Below are 18,115 nucleotides of genomic sequence, written 5' to 3'. Positions count from 1 at the left end.
AATCCGCCAGATTGCTGGCGGATTTTTTGTGCTTTCGCTGCCGGCCAACTCGCCGTTTTGGGCCGCACCGGCCGGCATGCCGCGGCCGCATCACCCGCCACTGCAGGGCCGCGGCTGCCTGGGCAGCGCCTCGCGCGACCGGCCCGGCCCCTACTTCGCCGCCTCGCCTTGCGCGGCCAGCCACTCGGCGGCCGCCGGTACCTCGTCGACCGCCGACACGGCGAACATGTTGCACAAAAACGACAGGTTGCTCGCCGGCTCGTCCAGGTAGCCGTGAATCGTGCGGTCGCACCGCGCGATGGTGGCCGCCGTCGCCTGCTGGTCGGCCGGCGCCAGGTACAGCCGCGCCGTCAGGTCCAGGCTGGCGAAGGCCACGCTGTAAGCGACCCAGAGGCGATCGGGCGTCAGGTTCGCGGCGGCCTCCCGCAGCGCCTTGATGTTGGGTACATCCGCCGCCTTCGCCAGCGCCGACATCGTCTGCATCGCGGCGTCCGTGGCGGCGCTGAAGCGGCCGGGCTCGAAGGTCGCGCGAGCAAACAGCCAGCGCCACGCCGTCATCACCTCCGCCGCGTTGAACCACGTCAGACAGTCGAGCAGCGCGATCATGTCGGACACCTGTCCCCGCGGCATCGCGGCCAGCGCCTGCAGCGCCGACGCGGCGATCTGGCCACGCGGGAAAAAACGTTCGCAGCGGTCTTCCGCAATCCCGCGGCCCTCCATCGCCAGGCGGGTCCGGCCGCGAAAGGCCGCGCCGGCCAGGGTCGTTCGCGGCGAGCCGCCGGCCGGCAGCTGCGCGGTGGCAGCCGCAACCGCGGCCAAAAACTGCGGTCCGTCGTCTTCGGCGTCAACCGCCGCCAGCCGCGCATCCAGGTCGGTGTAAGGCAGCGGGAACAGGTTGGCGTAGAAAATTTTCACCTGCAGCAACAGCGCGTCGGCCAAGGCGCAGGCGTCGCGGAAGCCCAGCTGAGTCTTGCCGTTCTCAAACCGCGATTGCGTCGCCGGACTCCAGGCCACCGCGACGTCGTCCAGGCTCAGGTGGTAGCGCCGCCGCAGCCAGCCGATGGTCGCCCCCGTGAACGCCCAAGCCGCGGGTGGTGCAACCGGCGGCACCGCATGCACCGCCAGGCCGCGGTCGTGCCAGCGCGGCGTTCCCGCCAGCACCCGGGCTTGCGCGGCCTCCAGGTAATCGGCCAGGGCCGTCGCCGTCAGCAGGCGCAGGTCCTCCAGCTGCGGCGCCAGCGCCGCGGTGGCGGCGATTGTGCCGGTCGCAGTGGTGGCAGCGATTGTGCTGGCCGCGGCGCCGGTGCCGGTCGCGCTCGCGCTGGCGTCTGCGGCAGTGCCGACCGCGGCGGTACCTGAGGCGATTGCGGCGGCGTCTGCGCTGCCGGCGGCCGCGACCGCCGCGGCCATGGTCTGGACCGCGGTCACAATCGGCGCCGAGTTGAGGACGCTGACGCCGATCACGCCGACCTGCCGCAGGTCGCGCCGCAGCCGGTGGTAGCGGGTCATCGCCGCCACCACCGGCTGGGCCTGCGGGTGCCGCGTCGCCAAAAGCGGCAGCGCAAGCCAGGCGAAGTCGCTGGCGTTGACCGCGGATTGGGCGATGTTGGTCGCGTCAAACTCCGCCGCGTAGTTGATGAAGCGTTCCGCCAGCGCGTCCAGCAGCTCGAAGCTGCCGAACCGCACCCCGGCGGCCAGCCCCAACGTGTGAACGCTGTGCCAGCCGGGCCCGGGAACCAAAAACTGAGCAAGCAGCTGCTCTTGTGCGGTGGTGAGCGCCACCGGCTGTTCCGCCGGCGCCAGCGCCAGCCGGTAAACCAGTGCGGTATAGGCCGCAGCCGGGGTCTCCAGCCGCGGATGCGCCTTGGCGAACGCCGCCTGCTGCGCGGTCAGCGCGGCCACGTCGCCGGCGATGAAGGCCGCCAGCGCTTCGTGGGTCATCGCGCCGGGCCGGGCCCTGGTGTAGGCGAGAAAATCATGCGCCGTCAGCTGCAGGTTGGCCAGCAGCCGGCCAACCGTCGCCACGCTCAGGTCGTTTTGGTCGCGTTCGAAGCGCGACAGGGCGGCCGGCGAACACCCTGCCCCGGCCGTCGCCGCCTCCAGCGTGATGCCGCGGTCCTTGCGAAATTGCCGGAAAAAGCCGCCCAGCGTCTGTGCGGTCATGTGACCCCCTCCTTTTGCCTCAATTGTATCGGTCGTTCGGAAAAAAAGATACAGGCAAGTTCGCGGTGTCGCCGGGCCGAGTCGCCGGCAGCGAAGCGGTCGCGCGGCCCGTTCGCAACCGGGCGGCCCGGGCTCAGGCCCCGCTCCGGCCACCGCCGTTCTCCGTCCAACGCCCGAGGCCACCTCCGCACTGCGAGCGATGCGCCGCCGCGACCGACCGGGTAAACTAAAGGCATCACAACCACTTGGAGGAGAAATCACATGCAATTACGCAAATCATCAACCGACCGCGTTTTGACCGGCGTCTGCGGCGGCCTCGCCGAGGCGCTGGGCATCGGCAGCATCTGGGTGCGGCTGCTGTTCGTGTTCGGCGGCGGCATCCTGTTTTGGGTCTACCTGGCGCTGGTGTTTCTGATGAAAGACTGATTCGACTCGTCCCCCCGCCTCGGCGGTGGGGGACTTTTTCATGCCATGGCCAACAATTGCTTGCATTGTTGGCTTGTGCTACAATTGGAGTACAGATTGGAGGTGTTGCAGATGATCAGTGATGATCGAATCCAGGTTCGCATTGACCACAAAACCAAGATGCTAGCCGAGTCTCGGCTGAAGGCGCAGGGACTCACGCTCTCAGAGTACACACGCATGATGGTGACCAACGTGGCTTACAGTGGCGTCAAGGTCCACTTCGAGACGCCAAACACCAAGCTGAACGGCTCAATCCAAGAAGCCGCCGATTTTCTCGATGGTAAGGCGACGCTTCAGGGTTACTCAAGCGCCGACGCCTTGGAAAAAGGCTTAATGGACGACTGAGCGGATGGGTAACGAACTTTTCCCAACCAGAAGCTTCAGAAAAAACTTCAGGCGCGTCAAACAGGATCCGCGCTGGCGAGCAATTTTTTCCAAGCCTTCGCGTTACGAAGGCACCACGTTGCCACCATGGGAATTCATTCGCAATTGTCTGCTCAACAATGTTCCAATTCCCAGCTACTTCTACCCGCATCCCATCACCCCACCGAAGCGCTTGGTTCAACAGATTAAGGCCGCAGTTGGTCACAGTGGTGAGGTTCGCGTAATTGATTTACACTTCGATGGCCACAATGGTGATCATCTGCTTGTGTACTGCGACGTGCCAGATAGACATGCCGTTGTCCTCATCAACATTGGCACTCACGCCGATTTATTCCGCTGAGGCCATTCGACTCGTCCCCCCGCCTCGGCGGGGGGACGTTTTTTGTTTCACGTGGAACGTCCCCAGGCGCAATTGAGGATGATTTGATCGACCTGGGTGTACCTGATCTGAATGCGACCAAATGCTCGTTTTTTTAGCGGCGGCTCTCAATGACTAACGGTGGCCACTGCGAATCACCGCTACCATCACAAGGTAAACCACCAGCTCCCCTGCCCCAACCCAGCTAAAAATCAGCCAGCTTGTGTGGCTGAACGTCGCAAAGAAGAACGTCCCAACCGGCATGAACAGAATTGCCACGGTGAAAATCACGCTGAACACACGCCCCAAGTATTCGGCCGCCACCGTGGTTTGCAGGCTTGAGAACATCTGCACGTTAAACACGGTCATGAACCCCGAAGACAGGCCGCACAACACCACCGGCACCAGCCAGTGGAAGCTGACGAACGGCAGGATGACAATCGGTAGCGCAACCCCTAGCAGAAAGTGACTGTATTGCCGCAAGCTCAGGTCCTTGCCCCACAGACCGTTCAACGTGGCGCCAATGATGTTGCCGACCGACTCCGCAATCAGAATGTAAGCGTAAAGATGCGCAAAGTGGCCCATCTGGTTCGTGAAAGGCAGCGCAAATTCGTAACCGGCAAAGAAAAAGTTAATCAGCGAACTCGCCACCAGCACGACCATCAGCTCCCGGTCGTGCCAGATGTAGCCGAAGCCCTGGCGCATGGCAGCGAGCGTCGAGCGCTTGAGAGCGGACCTTGGCTTGGGCGTGACGATTGGCTCGAAGCGCCACTCGATGGCCGCGGAGATTAGGAAGCTGGCTGCGTTGACCAGCATCCCAGCGCGAAAGCCCAGCGCCGAGATCAGAAACATCCCGAGCAACGGGGACACCACGCTGATGAACTCCGAAATCGTTTTGGAGTAGGAGTTGTATCGATAGATATTCGCCTTGCTCAGCAAGTCCTTCACAATCGCCTTGTACGTCGGGCTGTTGAAGGCGTACAGAATGGCCAAGACGATGTTGACCACCACCAGCAGGGCCGCGTTGCGCGTTGAGAACAGCAGCCAGACGATGAACGTCGCCAAGGCGGCCAGCAGGTCGGTAACCACGAGGATACGTTTGCGGTCGCGCGTGTCTGCGAACACCCCGCCGATCAGGTCGAAGATGATGCCGACAATGGTTTCACCGGACTGGTACAAGCTCATATAGAAGCCGGCCTTGGCTCCCAGCCCGGCAATCAGCAGCTTATTCCCATAATCGTAGACCAAATTGCCGAATTTATTCGTCTGACCACGCGCAATCAGTCGGACAATGTTGCGTGATTCCTTAGACATAATCGAACCTCCTAGTACTCGGGTACGCGATTTCTCAGGTCCCGGCGTTGCCACCAATGGTACAATGGCCACTAGCACTGAAAATTCAAATGTTGCGTATCTCGTCATTGATTGGAGGCACTCATGACCCACGGCGAACTTATCCGGCAGTTGCGCCAGGCGCGTGGCCTGACTCAGGCCCAGCTTGCGGCCGGTATCACCCACCGCACCACGCTGCTCAGCTTTGAAACGCACGGCACCCGGATTGATTTTGAGACGATGCAGCAGTATGTGGAGCGACTCAATGTCACGCTCGATGAGTACACCGTCTTGTACAACCAGGCCAACCCCAGCGAAAAGGAAGCCGTGCGGCGGCTGTTCGCCGGACTCGCGCCCAAACTTCATCAGCCGGCCGCCCAGGACTGGGCTGATGTCTTTCTCGCCCGGGCGGACGCCGACTACCAAGCGACCCAAGATATTTTCTATGCGGCGCTGGCTGCCACGGTTCGCCTAACCTACGCCTACCGCACGAACCAGTTTGACGCCAACGCCCCTGCGACTCAACAGGCCCGGGAGTTGATTCAACACTACCTCGGCGGCATTGCCGACTGGGGGCGCTTTGAGCTGTCGCTATTCATCAACAACTTGTTCGTCTTTGACGCCGACTTCGTGATGGCCTGCTTGAATTCCACCTTTCACTCGGTCATTAACTACGCCACCAGTCGCTTTTTCCGCCACGACTTGCCGCCGCTATTCAGCAACCTGCTAATTTACTCGGTTAAGGCGAATAACGCGGCCATCTTTGGCTTCACGCAACAGGCGTTGGCCAGGCAGCTGCGCCACGACCGCGTCGCCGACCTGGTGGTCCTTTCGCACCTGTTCGATTTCATCACGGCTTACCGGGCCGGCCACCGCGACACCACCACTCGGGCGGCCTTGATTGATCACCTGCACTGGCTGGGCAAAACCGGCATGGTTAATCTGGTCGAGCAATACTTTCCAGCCTAAACCGTGACCAGTTAATCTGTGTGGTCATGCAATTAAGGATGAATTAAGGATTCCTTCACGCCACGGTTAAGGAACGGCAGGTATGCTTGTCCCATAGAAAGGCGGTATGACTATGGAAAATGCAGTCCTAACCATCCAAGACGTCAGCAAGCGCTTCGGCCACTACCAGGCGCTAGACCACGTGTCCCTGACCATTCGGCGCGGCGACGTCTACGCGCTGGTCGGCGAGAACGGCGCCGGCAAAACCACGCTGATGCGCATGATCACCGGCTTGTCCCCCATCTCACAAGGCGCCATCGTGCTGCTGGGCGAGAACGCGCGGCACTACCAGATGGCGCTGAGCCGCATCGGGGCGGTGATCGAAACCCCGGCGGCCTTCGACAAGCTGACGGTGGCGCAAAACCTCAGGCTGACGGCGATTCAGCACGGCGTCACCCGAGACGCCGACATCGAAGACGCCATCGGCTTCGTCGGCTTGACGGCCAAGCGCGACGTCAAGGCCAAGAACCTGTCGCTCGGTCAACGGCAGCGGCTGGGCCTGGCCACCGCGATTCTGGCCCATCCCGATTTTCTGATTCTCGACGAGCCGATCAACGGCCTGGACCCGACCGGCATCGTCGAGTTTCGCGAGCTGCTGCACCGGCTGAACGTGGAGAAGCAGACCACCATCCTGATCTCCAGCCACATCCTGTCGGAGCTGTACCAGGTCGCCACGCGCTTCGGCTTCCTGCACCACGGCACCATCATCAAGGAGGTCACCCGTGCGGCGCTGGATGCGGAAAACAGCGGCGGCCTGCAGGTGACGGTGGACGACGCCGCCAAGGCCGCGCAGGTGCTGGATGCGGCCGGGCTCAAGGGCCTTCACGTCAGCGATGACCAGCACCTGACGCTGGCCGGGGCGGCCGCCGACTCGGCCGCCGTGAACCGCCTGCTGGTCCAGGCCGGCGTCGCCGTGGTCGGCATCCGCGTTCGCACCACGTCGCTTGAGGACTACTACACCCGGCTGCTCGCCAGCAAGGAGGACGCACAATGATCAATCAGATTCGGGCGGATTTTTACCGGCAGTCGCACACGCGCGGGGTCTGGCTCACCGCGCTGTTGACCGTCGCCTACAGCGCGGCCATCTGCTGGTTCCAGGCACCGGGCGGCATCATGGTCAACGCCCCGCAGCACATGCTGCAAGACCTTGCGACCAAAAAATGGACCGTATACGACGGCATTCGCAGCGCGATGATCTCGAGTTCCGTGCTGGTTTACCTGTTCATCGGCCTGTTCGTCATCGTCATCGGCTACGAGTTCAGCCAGCACACGTACAAGAACACCCTGCTGACCGGCATCTCGCGGCTGGGCTTCATCCTAGGCAAGTACGTGACGCTTTTGGCCGATCTGTTTTTGGGCATGGCCCTGTACTTCGCCACGGCGCTGGTCGTTGGCCTGCTTCACGGCCTGCCCGGCGGCGACTGGACCGCAACGGCCAAGCTGGTCGGCGGTGGCGTCGTGATGAGTACCTTTTTCGTCAGCGTCGTGTTCAGCCTGGCGCTTTTGTTGCTAATTCTCACCCGCTCCACCGTGATGGCCGCGGTGTTCATCGTGGTGTGGCCGCTGGCGATCTCGCTGTTGTCCATCGCGACCGAGTGGCACTGGCTGTCGTACTTCGACTTCTTCAACACCGAGTCCGGCATCGCCTTCAAGCTGATTGCGCAAGGTGATATCTGGCGGTATATTCTAGTCAGCGCCGTCGTGCTGGTCGGCAGCATCGGCGTCGCCACCGTGCTGATTCGGCGCCAAGAACTGTAGTGACGCCACTGCCGCGCCGCGAGAAGGAGTAACATGGCCACCATTTTGATTGTTGAAGACAACCCAGACATACAGGCCCTGCTCAAGGACGTGCTGACGCCCGAGTACGACCTGCAACAGGTCACAGACGGCAGCCAGGCGCTGCCGCTTTTGCGTGACAGCCAAGTGGACCTGGTCATCTTGGACCTGATGCTGCCCGGCGTCAGCGGCGAAAGCATTCTAACCACCCTGCGGCGCAGTGCCGCCACGCCGGTGTTGGTGCTGACCGCCATTCAAGACAAGGCCCACATCGCCGCGGTGCTGGAGGCCGGCGCCAACGACTACCTGACCAAGCCATTCGACATCGACGAGCTGATCGCGCGGGTCCACGTGCAGCTGCGCACGATTGAAACCGCGCTGAGCGTCGCCGGGCTGAGGCTTGACCCGCAGACCTACGCGCTGACCTCCGATGGCCAGCCGGTCGCCTTGCCCAAAAAAGAGTTCGAGCTGCTGACCGTTCTGATGCAGCATCCCCACCAGGTGTTTCAAAAGGCCGCCTTGTACCAGCAGGTCTGGCAGGAACCTTACCTCAACGCGGAGAACACCCTGAACGTTCACCTCAGCCACCTGCGCAACAAGCTCAGCACCCCGCAGCATTCGTACATCACCGCGGTGTGGGGCATCGGGGTGCGGCTGCTGTAACGTCGCCCGGCCCCTTGGAGGTTGCCATGTTCTTATTTGTGCTCAGTGCCTTACTGATTGCGACCCTGGCGGCGCTTGCGCTGCTTTGGGCCGAGCTGCGCCGCGTCACCCGCGAGCTCACCTACGTCAACGCCCATTCCACCAACGCGGAGCTAACCACGGCCACCCGGTGGCGCCCGGTTCGCAGGTTGGTGGCGGCGATCAACGTCAATCTGCGTGAGAACCGCACCCTGCGCGAGCAGCGCATCCGCCAAGACGCCGAGGTCCACCAGCTTTTGACCAACCTGACGCACGACATCAAGACGCCGCTCACCGTCGCCACCGGTTACGTCCAGCTGCTGCGCCAGCGCACCGACTCGCCGCAGCTGGTGCGGATCGCCCACAACCTCACCGCGGTGAACTACTACCTGCACTACCTGATGGACTTCAACCTCACCCAGGAGGCCGGCCGGCCGCTACAGTTAGCCACAGTCGACCTCACCACCCTGGTCGAAGGCCAGCTCTTCGACGCCTTCGACGAACTCGCGGCGCGAGGCCTCGAGGTCACCCCGCAGCTGGCCGCGGTCACCCTGATCACCGACCCGGCGCTGGTGCGACGCATCTGCCAGAACCTCATCGGCAACTGGCTCAAGTATGCGCAAGGCGCCGCCTCGGTAAAGCTTTGGGAAAAAGACGCCAACCACGTCTCCCTGCAGTTCGCCAACCAGCTGCCAGCTGGCACCACCCTGGACGTCGACCACCTGATGACGCGGTTTTACACCGGTGACCCGGCGCGGCGCGACAGCACCGGGCTGGGCTTGAGCATTGTGGCGGCGCTAGCGACGCGGCTGGGCGGCACCCTGAGCCTGACCAGCGACGCCGGCTGGTTCACGGCCACCGTCACGCTGCGGCGCGAGACGGCGGCCTAGCCGACCCCAAATAGGCGTTCCGCAACGCTACCGTCGCGGGACGCCTATTTTGAACCGTTCACCTGAACCGTTCGCCTGAACCGTTCGCCCGTTCGCCCGTTCGCCGGGCCATTCGCCGGGCCGTTCACCTGAACCGTTCGCTGGGCCGTTCGCCTGAACCGATTGCCGGGCCGTTCGCCGGGCCGTTCGGCGACTACCGCGCAAGCGCCGCGCGAGCCGCGGCCGGCACCTTGGCGGCTGGCACGGCGGCATAGGTGGTGACGTACGCCCCCTTGCCTTGAATCTTCAGGTACTTGCCGGTGGTGAAGACCTTCATGCCGGTGAACCGCAGCGGCCTTGTGTGGCCCTGCGCATCCGCGGCGGTTTGCTCATAAATGGGCGTGTTGTGCTCGCCCATGGTGGCCGGGGCCTGGGTGATAACGAAGTAGGGCTTTGCCTTCACCAGCGGGTTGAGCTGATCGACCTCGCCGGCCAGCTCGCTGCTACTTTGCTGGGTCGCAAGCTTCGCACCCTCCAGCGCCAGGCCGTAGACCGCACCGATGCCCAGGCACCAGATCAGAAGTTTCTTCATCGTGTATTCGTCCTCCAAAATGTGATGACCCTAGCTTACCAGCCAGCCGGACCCGGCACCATTCGGCCGGCGGCGGAAAGAGCCCTCGGTCGCACGGCCGAACGCGACTCGGACCAAGGCGGCTGCGCAGCCACCGCAATCCCGATTTCATGCTTGCCTGTTGGCATGCCAGCTTTCGCTCAGTCATTTTCTACGCCGCCAGTCGCTTTGACCACCATAATTGATCGTCGCCGTTCGCCATCAGGCTGAACAATGGTCATTTTCATCGCAGCTTACCGAGCCAGACAACATCTTGATTGCGCATCTGAAGTGGCTGGGCCAAACGGCCTAGTGGCTTGCTAGTGACCAATCCAGTGCGTCAGCTGCAAGCGCACCAGCTCCCCAGATTGTAATATCCTGATTATAAATGTCACTTTTAGGACCGCCTTGTGAATCAGAAGAAGATTGGTTCGCCTCATACTGTGAAATACTGTGTTCGACTAGACTGGTATACTTTACGACTGCGTCCAAGACTGCTGTGTTATACTCTTCTGGTGTGACACGCGCGTTAGATCGCCAAAGCGCCATCGATGACTCAATCATTGCTTCCGTTTCCGGGTACTGTTCGATCAGAGCATCTACTTTCTCTTGAGTGGTTGGATTGAGCTGATAGTTGTTAGCGGCTTTTACAACTTGTGGCTGGCCGACGCTCAGATAGGCAACAAAACTGAGAACCGTCAAGATAACAAGCGCGATGGCCTTTGCATGGCTCGATTTGATCATGTGAACACAACCTTTCTTAGGGAGAGTATGCGATGAAGCGGGAGATTGTTCGGTGTTTAAGAAGCTTTTTCTCTTTGAGCATGATTGTTGTGCTGGGACTCGTTCTTTTGTTTCCCACCCTATTAATATCTCAGGATACCTCGACAAGCACGTCGGGAATGCTGACGAACGGTATTGGTAGCGTCATTATCCTAATTGCTGAACTTGTTTTTTGCCGCAGCTTGTTTAAGGGCTCGAATACCGCCAATCCGTTTGTTTTTCTGGCCAAACTGCTGGTGGTTGCGCTACTGGCCGCAGGGACCGCGACCTTTTACCAGCACCACTCATCTTTTGAGGGCACAGTTTTTTTTGAAGGTGGCGGTGAGATCCATGTCCACACCTCTCGCGGGGATATGGTCGTGACGAACGTACCGCCTTCTGAGAGGCCAACTAACAAGGTCAAAATCCAGACCCGTTGGCCAGTGTTCATCTGGACTGACGAAACCGTCCTTCGTCCGGCTAGCGTGACTTATGTGAAGTAACGGTCAAGAAACTGCCAAATGCAGTCGTTGCTCAAAAACGTAATGCCATACTAGGACGAGTGTGTATCACCGGCCGGCAGCTCTTCCTGTACCTAAAACACCAGCACAGCGGCTTATTTTTTGCAAGCGCTACACATAAATATTTTTAACTCATTTGATTATAACGATGCGTAACCCGCGTAGAACGCTTTCTGTTATATAACAAAAGACACTAGTCCTGGTCTAGTGTCTTTTGTTTGTGCGTGTTATCAGTCAATCGTGCAGGGCTTGTTTAGACAAATCCGTTGACACCATCAGATGCCACAAACGCGTCGGTTAGTGCAGGCGATGATTAGACGCAGTCGCCCTCGCGTTGCCAATCGCAAGACGACAACTCAGCTTTCCCCAGCACCGCCTGTCGTGCTAGAATACGCCACAAGGAGGTGCCGCGATGAAACTTCTCAATTGGCTGGGCCGCACGGCGGCCTTCGCCGGCATCGTCGTGCTCATGTTCACCTACCAGCTGCCGATGGACCTGACCATTCGGCTGAACCACTGGACCGCCGCGGCAGGCGGCCACGACGCGCTTTTGGCGCTGACCATCGCCGGACCCGGGGTGCTAGTTGGCGCGATTTTGTGGTGGCTGTACCGCCGCCAGCTGCGGCGCAAGAATCCCCTGGGCATCGGCCGCACCCCGCTGACCATCAAGGGCGGCCTGTTCGTGGCCGCGATGTACGGTTGCGTCTTGTTCCTGAACGTTCTGGTCGCGCAGTTCGGCATTCCGCAGAACCAAGAAACCGTACTGACGATGCAAAAGGCGTGGCCGCTAACGCTTTTCCTGATGGCCGCCTTGATTGCCCCGGCGCTGGAGGAGCTGACCTTCCGTGGCCTGTTCATGAGCCTGTTTTGGCGCCGCGACAACCCGGCCAACACCATTGGGGCCATCGCCACGTCGGGGCTGGTGTTCGGCCTGGCGCATGAGCCGCGGCTGTCGATTTTTCTGGTGCTCTACGCCGGCATGGGCGTAATTCTCGCCTACGTCTACCGCCGCAAGCGCGATCTGCGCTACTCGCTGGCACTCCATATGATCATCAATTTCCTGCCGTCATTGGTCGGCTTTTTCAGGTGAAAAAGCGTCGTTTCAGAACAAATGTTCGGAGGCCCTTGTGAAGCCACAAGCGACCAAAATTTTCCCGCAAAAATATTTATTTTGGCTGGCAACGGCCCTTGCCACGTGCTTTCAGCCGCTTGATTCGGGTCTTTAACCAAGTTGGGGCTTGACACACTCCCGCCTACGCCAGCGCCGCCCGGTCGCTTGTGAACCGAGTTTCACAAACTTGGCGACCGGAATTCTTCCCGCAAGTCTGCTATAATTGGTTTCACACACGGACCTGGTTGCGGCCGCACGGGATCCGGCGTTTGAACATTGGAGGATTTGCGATGCAAGAGCTAAGAACTGCTAACCCCGTCGTCTGGCTGGACGACACGAAATTCATTTCACTTATTCCCGACGCGGCTTACAACCTCGAGGTGTGGGAGATCACCAAGGAAGACCGGCGGCATCGCATGGCGCGGATGGACTACAAGTACCACCGCGACACCTTCGCCGGCTTCATCTACCGCCTGATTCCCACGATCGACCTCGTGAAGATCCACGACCTGCAAAAACGGATCAATCCCTACTTCGACCTCGAAGTCTGACTCAGAAAGGATGGGCGCCATGTCTGTTGTTGTGAAACTGATCATCATGGTGGTCGCCGCGCTGATTGCGACCGGCAGCTTAATGGTTGTGGAGTGGCGAGCCCACCAGGCCAGCCGCGCCAACACTGGGGCCAAGGCCGCCCTGGCCGTCGTTTTGGTCGGCCTCTTGGTCAGCCTGCTGACCCATCCCTGAGGTGCTTAAAAATCTCCTACGATTGCCGAATGCCGCCGCCGATGCGCCGGCATTTTTCTTATACTGAAGGCAAACTGACTTGGGAGGGCCATCATGCTTAGGCGCTACATCACCCCGTTACTGAAAATCGCAACCGCGGTGCTGGCGGTTCTGGCCGCCACCTGGATGGCGCTGAACGTCGTCATGCCGCTGACCACGCGCCACTTCGGCGACCTGACCGCGACCTGGCGGGTGATCACCGTCGCCGGCATCGCGATGATCGTGCTGTTGATCCTCGAGGCCAGCGCCGTCACCCACCCGCCGCGGCCGCTCTGGGCCGGGGTGCTGGCCGCCTTGACGCTGCTGGCGACGTTGGTGTGCTGGCGCCTGTTCACCGTCGCCCACGCGATTTACTGGCTGGCCCTCGCCGCCTCACTGCTGTTTTTCGCCACCGCCTGGGTGGTGCGAGAAGACTGACTGGGAAACTCCCGGCAACGCAGATTTCCTGCGCTGCCGGGAGTTTTTGATGCAACCCACGGTGGTCAGACGACGGCGTCTTGTGTTAAGATATATGTCGTAAGAAGTAAGACGTTTGACGAAAGGAGACGCCATGTCTAAAAATACCAGTACAATGTCTTCTCGCGGTCAGATCGTCATTCCGGCCGAGCTGCGTCACATGCTCGGGCTGACTGAGGGGACGCGCTTTATCTTTTACGCTGACGATGATGGCCGCATCATCATGGATCGCGTGCCAACGATTAGCGACTGGGAGAAGCTCACGGCCGATCTACCAACCGAGGACGTCAAGATTGACGCGAGTGGCCATTACGACGCGACGCAATCCCCCCATTTTGACCACTGGATGAAGGAGGGCTAGCGCGTGGCACTCGCATCGATGCAGCTCTACCTCGCCGACGTCCCGTTCGACGATGCGGGAACGACTAAGTATCGCCCCGCGTTGATCATCGTTCCCGGCCGCGATACCTCGCGCATTTTTAAGGTGACATCCCGGTTCAATTCAAAATCGGCCACCATCCAGGCCGTGTACTTTCCACTTCAGGACTGGCAGGCCGCTGGACTAAAGCGGCCGTCATGGGTCGACTGCCACCGACTTTACAACATCGCGACGGCGCAGCTGGTGCGGCGGCGGCTGATTGGCCAACTAAGTGACGCGGATACTGCGCGACTTTTTCGGTTCGTCAAAGATCATCGCGCCGCCATCCAACATGTGCAAAACCGTGACTAGCTCACACAGACCATGTGCAATTGCATGCGGTCTTTTTTTGTCGCGCCGTCAAAAAAATCACCCGCGAAGCCAGTCAGTATCGGCGTTCGCGGGTGACACATGTCAGATTTCTACCCTTGTACCTTGGCGATGCGGCCCTGCTCGATGTACACGGACAGGATCGCGACGTCGGCCGGGTTGACGCCGGAGATGCGGCTGGCCTGGGCGATAGTCGCCGGTTCAATCTTGCTCAGCTTCTGCCGCGCCTCGGTGGCCAGGCCGTTGATTGCCTGGTAATCGATCCCAACCGGAATCTTCTTGGCCTCCAGCCGGTGCAGCCGCGCGATTGCGGCGGTTTCTTTATCGATGTAGCCGGCGTATTTGATCTGCACCGTGGCCTCCTCGGCGACGTAGCGGCCGACCGGGGCCGGCGCCGGGGCCAGCTGAACCAGGTCGTCGTAGCTGACCTCGGGGCGGCGCAGGAAGTCGGCGGCCAGCACCCCGTCCTTGAGCGGGGCCAGGCCCCGGGCCTCAAGCCACGGGTTGGCCTCCTTGGGCCGCAGCCGCGTGGTCTGCAGCCGCTTGATCTCGGCTTCAATCGCCTGCTTCTTGGCGGTGAAGGCGGCGAAGCGAGCGTCGTCGATCAGCCCCAGGGCGTGACCCTTGGCCGTCAGCCGCAGATCCGCGTTGTCGTGGCGCAGAATCAGGCGGTACTCGGCGCGGCTGGTCAACAGGCGGTAGGGCTCGTTGGTACCCTTGGTCACTAGGTCGTCGATCATCACGCCGATGTAGGCATCCGACCGCTGCAGCGTGAAGCCCGGCTTGCCCTGGGCCCGAAGCGCGGCGTTGATGCCGGCGATCAGCCCCTGACCGGCCGCCTCCTCGTAGCCGCTGGTCCCGTTCATCTGACCGGCGGTGAAGAGGTTTTGCACGACCTTAGTCTCAAGCGTCGCGGTGAGCTGCCACGGCTCGATGATGTCGTACTCGATCGCGTAACCCGGCCGCATCAGCTCGGCCTGCTCGAGGCCGGCGACGCTGTGGAGCATTTTGAGCTGAACCTCCTCGGGCATCGAGGTGGAGAAGTCGCCGACGTAGTACTCGTCGGTGTCTTTGCCCTCGGGCTCCAGGAACAGCTGGTGGCGCGGCTTGTCGGCGAACCGCACGACCTTGTCCTCGATGGACGGGCAGTAGCGCGGCCCCACGCCCTTGATGACGCCGGAGAACATCGGCGCCCGGTCGAGGTTCTCGCGGATGATCGCGTGGGTCGTCGCGTTGGTGTAGGTCATCCAGCAGGACAGCTGGTCCTTCAGGAACACCGAATCCGGCGTGGTGAAGGAAAAATGGTTCGGTGTGGTGTCGCCGGGCTGTTCCTCGGTTTTGGTGAAATCAATCGAGCTACCCAACACGCGCGGCGGCGTCCCTGTCTTGAAGCGGCGCAGCTTGAAGCCGTTTTGCTCCAGGCTTTCGGACAGCCGGATGCTCGGCAGGCTGTTGTTCGGGCCGCTGGAGTACATCAGCTCGCCGATGATGATTTTGCCGCGGCTGGACGTGCCGGCCGTCAGCACCACGCTCTTGGCCCGGTAACGGGCCCCGGTGGCGGCGACGACGCCGACGCAGGTGCCGTCTTCGACCAAAAGCCGCTCGACCAGGCCCTGGCGCAGGTCGAGGTTGGCCTGCCGCTCGATGGTCGCCTTCATGCTGCGGTGGTAGGCCGCCTTGTCGGCCTGGGCGCGTAAGGCGCGAACCGCCGGCCCCTTGCCGGTGTTCAGCATCCGCATCTGAATGTAGGTCTTGTCGATGTTCTTGCCCATTTCACCGCCCAGCGCATCGATTTCCCGTACCACGATGCCCTTGGCGGGACCGCCGACGCTGGGGTTGCACGGCATGAACGCGAGCATCTCCAGGCTGATGGTGATCAACAGCGTCTTTTGCCCCATTCGGGCCGCGGCCAGCGCCGCCTCGCAGCCGGCGTGACCGGCCCCAACAACGACGACATCGTAGGTCGCCGCCTCGTACTCTTTCACTTCTGGCATAACGTCTCCTTCTGATATTTCCCGGGAAATAACCCGGCGTGTACCGCACGAACCGGCCGGACCGCCTACTTGCCCAGGCAAAACTGACTGAACAGCTGCGTAATCAGCTCGTCCGGGGCGGCATCCCCGGTGATCTCACCGAGCTTGTCCCACGCGGCGGTCATGTCGATCTGCACGAGGTCAATCGGCATCCCCGCTTCGATGCCTGCCAGGACACTTTGCAGGCTGGCCTTGGCCTGGCGCAGCAGCCCGATCTGCCGGGCGTTGGTCACCATCACCGTGGCCTGCGAGTTCTCGATGCCGGCGTTGAACAGCCCGGCGATCTTAGTGTCCAGGGCCGCCATCCCCGCCCCGGTGGTGATGGCGGTGCGAACAATCTGGCTTTCGGGAATCAACGCCGCCGCGGGGCCGGCCGGAGTGGCGGTGTCGGCGGTAGCGGCCTTTGCGCCGGTCGCAGGCGCCGAAGCGACCGCACCGGTTTCGGCCACGGCGGCGGTTGCGGTCGCGGAACTGGCCGCGTTCCCGGCCACGGTCGCCGTTGCGGGGCCGGCCGCAGTCACGGCGGCGTCAGCCGCGGCAACGCGCAGGTCCAGCCTTACCGGCAGGTCCTGCTTGTTCAGCACCACGATGCGGGGCTTTGCGGCCGTGGCCGCGATCAGCTCGCGGTCTTCTGCGGTCAGCGGCCGGCTGGCGTCCAGTACCAGCAGGACCAGGTCGGCCTGGGCCAGCGCCTTGCGCGAGCGTTCCACGCCGATTTTTTCGACCTTGTCGTCGGTGTCGCGAATGCCGGCGGTGTCCAGCAGCCGCAGCGGCACCCCCCGCACGTTGACGTACTCCTCGAGCACGTCGCGGGTGGTCCCCGGCACGTCGGTCACAATCGCCTTGGCCTCGTGAAGCATGTAATTGAGCAAGCTCGACTTGCCGACGTTGGGCCGGCCGACGATGGCGGTGGCCAGGCCGTCGCGCAGCACCTTACCCTGGGTGGCCGTCTGCAGCAGCTCGGAGACGCGGTCCAGCACTAGCTTGGCCTTTTCCCGCAGCAGCTGCGTGGTCATTTCGTCGGTGTCGTACTCGGGGTAGTCGATGTTGACCTCGACTTGGGCCAGCACCTCCAGGATGTCCTGGCGCAGGTTCGTGATCAGCGTGTGGAGGTTGCCGTCGAGCTGATCCACGGCGACCTGCAGCGCCCGGTCGGTTTTGGCCCGGATCAGGTCCATCACGGACTCGGCCTGGGTCAGATCGATGCGCCCGTTCAAAAAGGCGCGTTTGGTGAACTCACCGGGCTCGGCCAGCCGGGCGCCGGCGCCCAACAGCAACTGCAGCACCCGGTTGGTCGGCACGATGCCGCCGTGGGTGTTGATCTCGACCATGTCCTCGCGCGTGTAGGTCTTCGGGGCCCGCAAGACGCTGACCATCACCTCGTCGACCACCGCCCCGCTGTCCGGGTCGATGATGTGGCCGTAGTTGATGGTGTGGCTGGCCACCTTCGTGAGGTTTTTCCCCTTGTACACGGCCTGTGCGATGGCGAGCGCATGCTCCCCGCTCAGCCGCACAATCGAAATCGCGCCTTCGCCAGGCGGCGTCGAGATTGCCGCAATCGTGTCGTACTCTGTGACTGTCTGTGCCATCGTTATCCCTTTCCCAAACAAAAAAGCGCAGTATCCGCCACTACCCCCAGGGGCCGCGACGGACAAAGCACTTTGACTACTTCATCGTAAATATTGACTGTATTGTACAAAACCTGACCGCGTTTGTCAAAACCGCGGCCGGCCACGCGCCGCAAAAAAACCGCCGCAACCCAAAGGTTGCGGCGGCCGCGCCGAAGCCACCGGACTCACACTGTCCGGTGGCCTTGGCCTAATTCGGTTAGGATTCTGTCTTCGTCTTACCAGCTTCGTGTGGCGGGCGGTGCGGTGGTACCCCACCGGTCTGATCGGGGCCGCAGCTACCTCGCATTGCGAGTAGGCGCCAATCTGGTGCGACCAGTGGGTGGAGATCCGGGTCCCTGGTTTCCCCTCGTTTGGTTCCGGGGTTGCACTAAAACTCTCGAGTTTAAAGTCGTGTGGCAATACACTGCGACTTGGCATGGGCTAG

The 18,115-nt window shown here is 61.6% G+C and carries 21 protein-coding genes; 15 read left to right on the top strand and 6 right to left on the bottom strand.

Annotation, left to right across the window (positions count from 1 at the left end):
* Positions 1-150: 150 nt before the first annotated feature.
* A complete protein-coding gene (locus NUH19_RS10875) occupies positions 151-2,163 on the bottom strand; it encodes a helix-turn-helix domain-containing protein (protein ID WP_262316584.1) in 2,013 nt (670 codons plus the stop codon).
* A 261-nt stretch (positions 2,164-2,424) separates the two neighbouring features.
* Here NUH19_RS10875 and NUH19_RS10870 point away from each other — a divergent pair, with 261 nt between their 5' ends.
* The 3 genes from NUH19_RS10870 to NUH19_RS10860 all read left to right on the top strand — a co-directional run bounded on the left by NUH19_RS10870 (position 2,425) and on the right by NUH19_RS10860 (position 3,352).
* Positions 2,425-2,589: a PspC domain-containing protein gene (locus tag NUH19_RS10870; RefSeq protein WP_262316583.1), complete on the top strand. Its 165-nt coding sequence runs from the start codon at positions 2,425-2,427 to the stop codon at positions 2,587-2,589.
* A gap of 111 nt (positions 2,590-2,700) precedes the next feature.
* Complete coding sequence (locus NUH19_RS10865; protein WP_262316582.1) at positions 2,701-2,973, top strand: type II toxin-antitoxin system RelB/DinJ family antitoxin; 273 nt, start codon at positions 2,701-2,703, stop codon at positions 2,971-2,973.
* Positions 2,974-2,977: 4 nt separating this feature from the next.
* A complete protein-coding gene (locus NUH19_RS10860) occupies positions 2,978-3,352 on the top strand; it encodes a type II toxin-antitoxin system YafQ family toxin (protein WP_262316581.1) in 375 nt (124 codons plus the stop codon).
* Between the two features lie 153 nt (positions 3,353-3,505).
* Here NUH19_RS10860 and NUH19_RS10855 read toward each other — a convergent pair whose 3' ends face one another.
* A complete protein-coding gene (locus NUH19_RS10855) occupies positions 3,506-4,684 on the bottom strand; it encodes an MFS transporter (RefSeq protein ID WP_262316580.1) in 1,179 nt (392 codons plus the stop codon).
* 123 nt (positions 4,685-4,807) lie between these two features.
* On the opposite strand from NUH19_RS10855, the gene NUH19_RS10850 reads away from it, so the two are divergent.
* From NUH19_RS10850 to NUH19_RS10830, 5 genes are all read left to right on the top strand, one after another.
* Entirely contained in the window at positions 4,808-5,671 is an 864-nt protein-coding gene (locus tag NUH19_RS10850; RefSeq protein ID WP_262316579.1) for an Rgg/GadR/MutR family transcriptional regulator, read from the top strand.
* Between the two features lie 112 nt (positions 5,672-5,783).
* Positions 5,784-6,704 carry an ATP-binding cassette domain-containing protein gene (locus NUH19_RS10845; RefSeq protein WP_262316578.1) on the top strand — a complete coding sequence of 307 codons (921 nt, stop codon included), beginning with the start codon at positions 5,784-5,786 and terminating at the stop codon, positions 6,702-6,704.
* The gene (locus tag NUH19_RS10840) at positions 6,701-7,468 is read left to right on the top strand and encodes an ABC transporter permease (protein ID WP_262316577.1); all 768 of its coding nucleotides are present in this window, start codon (positions 6,701-6,703) and stop codon (positions 7,466-7,468) included. The genes NUH19_RS10845 and NUH19_RS10840 overlap by 4 nt, the downstream gene beginning before the upstream one ends.
* Before the next feature lie 33 nt (positions 7,469-7,501).
* Positions 7,502-8,149 (top strand): response regulator transcription factor, encoded by a 648-nt coding sequence (locus tag NUH19_RS10835; RefSeq protein WP_262316576.1) that lies wholly within the window; start codon positions 7,502-7,504, stop codon positions 8,147-8,149.
* Positions 8,150-8,175: 26 nt separating this feature from the next.
* Positions 8,176-9,057 (top strand): sensor histidine kinase, encoded by an 882-nt coding sequence (locus tag NUH19_RS10830; RefSeq protein ID WP_262316575.1) that lies wholly within the window; start codon positions 8,176-8,178, stop codon positions 9,055-9,057.
* Positions 9,058-9,250: 193 nt separating this feature from the next.
* On the opposite strand, the gene NUH19_RS10825 is transcribed toward NUH19_RS10830, so the two are convergent.
* Both NUH19_RS10825 and NUH19_RS10820 read right to left on the bottom strand, forming a co-directional pair.
* Positions 9,251-9,628 carry a YxeA family protein gene (locus NUH19_RS10825; RefSeq protein WP_262316574.1) on the bottom strand — a complete coding sequence of 126 codons (378 nt, stop codon included), beginning with the start codon at positions 9,626-9,628 and terminating at the stop codon, positions 9,251-9,253.
* A gap of 327 nt (positions 9,629-9,955) precedes the next feature.
* Positions 9,956-10,390 carry a hypothetical protein gene (locus tag NUH19_RS10820; RefSeq protein WP_262316573.1) on the bottom strand — a complete coding sequence of 145 codons (435 nt, stop codon included), beginning with the start codon at positions 10,388-10,390 and terminating at the stop codon, positions 9,956-9,958.
* Between the two features lie 32 nt (positions 10,391-10,422).
* Here NUH19_RS10820 and NUH19_RS10815 point away from each other — a divergent pair, with 32 nt between their 5' ends.
* The 7 genes from NUH19_RS10815 (at position 10,423) to NUH19_RS10785 (ending at position 14,009) form a co-directional block, all read left to right on the top strand.
* A complete protein-coding gene (locus NUH19_RS10815) occupies positions 10,423-10,911 on the top strand; it encodes a hypothetical protein (RefSeq protein WP_262316572.1) in 489 nt (162 codons plus the stop codon).
* A gap of 430 nt (positions 10,912-11,341) precedes the next feature.
* Positions 11,342-12,019: a CPBP family intramembrane glutamic endopeptidase gene (locus NUH19_RS10810; protein ID WP_262316571.1), complete on the top strand. Its 678-nt coding sequence runs from the start codon at positions 11,342-11,344 to the stop codon at positions 12,017-12,019.
* Positions 12,020-12,330: 311 nt separating this feature from the next.
* Positions 12,331-12,591, top strand: a complete 261-nt coding sequence (locus NUH19_RS10805) for a hypothetical protein (protein ID WP_262316570.1) — start codon at positions 12,331-12,333, stop codon at positions 12,589-12,591.
* A 19-nt stretch (positions 12,592-12,610) separates the two neighbouring features.
* Entirely contained in the window at positions 12,611-12,784 is a 174-nt protein-coding gene (locus NUH19_RS10800; RefSeq protein ID WP_262316569.1) for a hypothetical protein, read from the top strand.
* A gap of 93 nt (positions 12,785-12,877) precedes the next feature.
* Complete coding sequence (locus NUH19_RS10795) at positions 12,878-13,240, top strand: hypothetical protein (RefSeq protein ID WP_262316568.1); 363 nt, start codon at positions 12,878-12,880, stop codon at positions 13,238-13,240.
* Positions 13,241-13,373: 133 nt separating this feature from the next.
* Positions 13,374-13,640 carry an AbrB/MazE/SpoVT family DNA-binding domain-containing protein gene (locus NUH19_RS10790; protein WP_262316567.1) on the top strand — a complete coding sequence of 89 codons (267 nt, stop codon included), beginning with the start codon at positions 13,374-13,376 and terminating at the stop codon, positions 13,638-13,640.
* Positions 13,641-13,643: 3 nt separating this feature from the next.
* A complete protein-coding gene (locus NUH19_RS10785) occupies positions 13,644-14,009 on the top strand; it encodes a type II toxin-antitoxin system PemK/MazF family toxin (RefSeq protein WP_262316566.1) in 366 nt (121 codons plus the stop codon).
* 110 nt (positions 14,010-14,119) lie between these two features.
* On the opposite strand, the gene mnmG is transcribed toward NUH19_RS10785, so the two are convergent.
* The gene (mnmG, locus tag NUH19_RS10780) at positions 14,120-16,021 is read right to left on the bottom strand and encodes a tRNA uridine-5-carboxymethylaminomethyl(34) synthesis enzyme MnmG (protein ID WP_262316565.1); all 1,902 of its coding nucleotides are present in this window, start codon (positions 16,019-16,021) and stop codon (positions 14,120-14,122) included.
* Positions 16,022-16,086: 65 nt separating this feature from the next.
* Positions 16,087-17,649, bottom strand: coding sequence for a tRNA uridine-5-carboxymethylaminomethyl(34) synthesis GTPase MnmE (mnmE, locus tag NUH19_RS10775; protein WP_262316564.1), 1,563 nt, complete (start codon positions 17,647-17,649; stop codon positions 16,087-16,089).
* Positions 17,650-18,115 lie beyond the last annotated feature (466 nt).

This window comes from Lacticaseibacillus parakribbianus (assembly GCF_025490915.1).
In the GTDB taxonomy this organism is placed as follows: domain Bacteria; phylum Bacillota; class Bacilli; order Lactobacillales; family Lactobacillaceae; genus Lacticaseibacillus; species Lacticaseibacillus parakribbianus.
Note: the sequence above shows the minus strand (reverse complement) of the source record. Positions and strands in the feature narration are given on the sequence as shown.

What these genes read in the sequence shown, in the direction of transcription:
- NUH19_RS10875 (WP_262316584.1), bottom strand. Translation starts at nt 2,163, where the DNA reads ATGACCGCACAGACGCTGGGCGGCTTTTTCCGGCAATTTCGCAAGGAC.
- NUH19_RS10870 (WP_262316583.1), top strand. Translation starts at nt 2,425, where the DNA reads ATGCAATTACGCAAATCATCAACCGACCGCGTTTTGACCGGCGTCTGC.
- NUH19_RS10865 (WP_262316582.1), top strand. Translation starts at nt 2,701, where the DNA reads ATGATCAGTGATGATCGAATCCAGGTTCGCATTGACCACAAAACCAAG.
- NUH19_RS10860 (WP_262316581.1), top strand. Translation starts at nt 2,978, where the DNA reads ATGGGTAACGAACTTTTCCCAACCAGAAGCTTCAGAAAAAACTTCAGG.
- NUH19_RS10855 (WP_262316580.1), bottom strand. Translation starts at nt 4,684, where the DNA reads ATGTCTAAGGAATCACGCAACATTGTCCGACTGATTGCGCGTGGTCAG.
- NUH19_RS10850 (WP_262316579.1), top strand. Translation starts at nt 4,808, where the DNA reads ATGACCCACGGCGAACTTATCCGGCAGTTGCGCCAGGCGCGTGGCCTG.
- NUH19_RS10845 (WP_262316578.1), top strand. Translation starts at nt 5,784, where the DNA reads ATGGAAAATGCAGTCCTAACCATCCAAGACGTCAGCAAGCGCTTCGGC.
- NUH19_RS10840 (WP_262316577.1), top strand. Translation starts at nt 6,701, where the DNA reads ATGATCAATCAGATTCGGGCGGATTTTTACCGGCAGTCGCACACGCGC.
- NUH19_RS10835 (WP_262316576.1), top strand. Translation starts at nt 7,502, where the DNA reads ATGGCCACCATTTTGATTGTTGAAGACAACCCAGACATACAGGCCCTG.
- NUH19_RS10830 (WP_262316575.1), top strand. Translation starts at nt 8,176, where the DNA reads ATGTTCTTATTTGTGCTCAGTGCCTTACTGATTGCGACCCTGGCGGCG.
- NUH19_RS10825 (WP_262316574.1), bottom strand. Translation starts at nt 9,628, where the DNA reads ATGAAGAAACTTCTGATCTGGTGCCTGGGCATCGGTGCGGTCTACGGC.
- NUH19_RS10820 (WP_262316573.1), bottom strand. Translation starts at nt 10,390, where the DNA reads ATGATCAAATCGAGCCATGCAAAGGCCATCGCGCTTGTTATCTTGACG.
- NUH19_RS10815 (WP_262316572.1), top strand. Translation starts at nt 10,423, where the DNA reads ATGAAGCGGGAGATTGTTCGGTGTTTAAGAAGCTTTTTCTCTTTGAGC.
- NUH19_RS10810 (WP_262316571.1), top strand. Translation starts at nt 11,342, where the DNA reads ATGAAACTTCTCAATTGGCTGGGCCGCACGGCGGCCTTCGCCGGCATC.
- NUH19_RS10805 (WP_262316570.1), top strand. Translation starts at nt 12,331, where the DNA reads ATGCAAGAGCTAAGAACTGCTAACCCCGTCGTCTGGCTGGACGACACG.
- NUH19_RS10800 (WP_262316569.1), top strand. Translation starts at nt 12,611, where the DNA reads ATGTCTGTTGTTGTGAAACTGATCATCATGGTGGTCGCCGCGCTGATT.
- NUH19_RS10795 (WP_262316568.1), top strand. Translation starts at nt 12,878, where the DNA reads ATGCTTAGGCGCTACATCACCCCGTTACTGAAAATCGCAACCGCGGTG.
- NUH19_RS10790 (WP_262316567.1), top strand. Translation starts at nt 13,374, where the DNA reads ATGTCTAAAAATACCAGTACAATGTCTTCTCGCGGTCAGATCGTCATT.
- mnmG (WP_262316565.1), bottom strand. Translation starts at nt 16,021, where the DNA reads ATGCCAGAAGTGAAAGAGTACGAGGCGGCGACCTACGATGTCGTCGTT.
- mnmE (WP_262316564.1), bottom strand. Translation starts at nt 17,649, where the DNA reads ATGGCACAGACAGTCACAGAGTACGACACGATTGCGGCAATCTCGACG.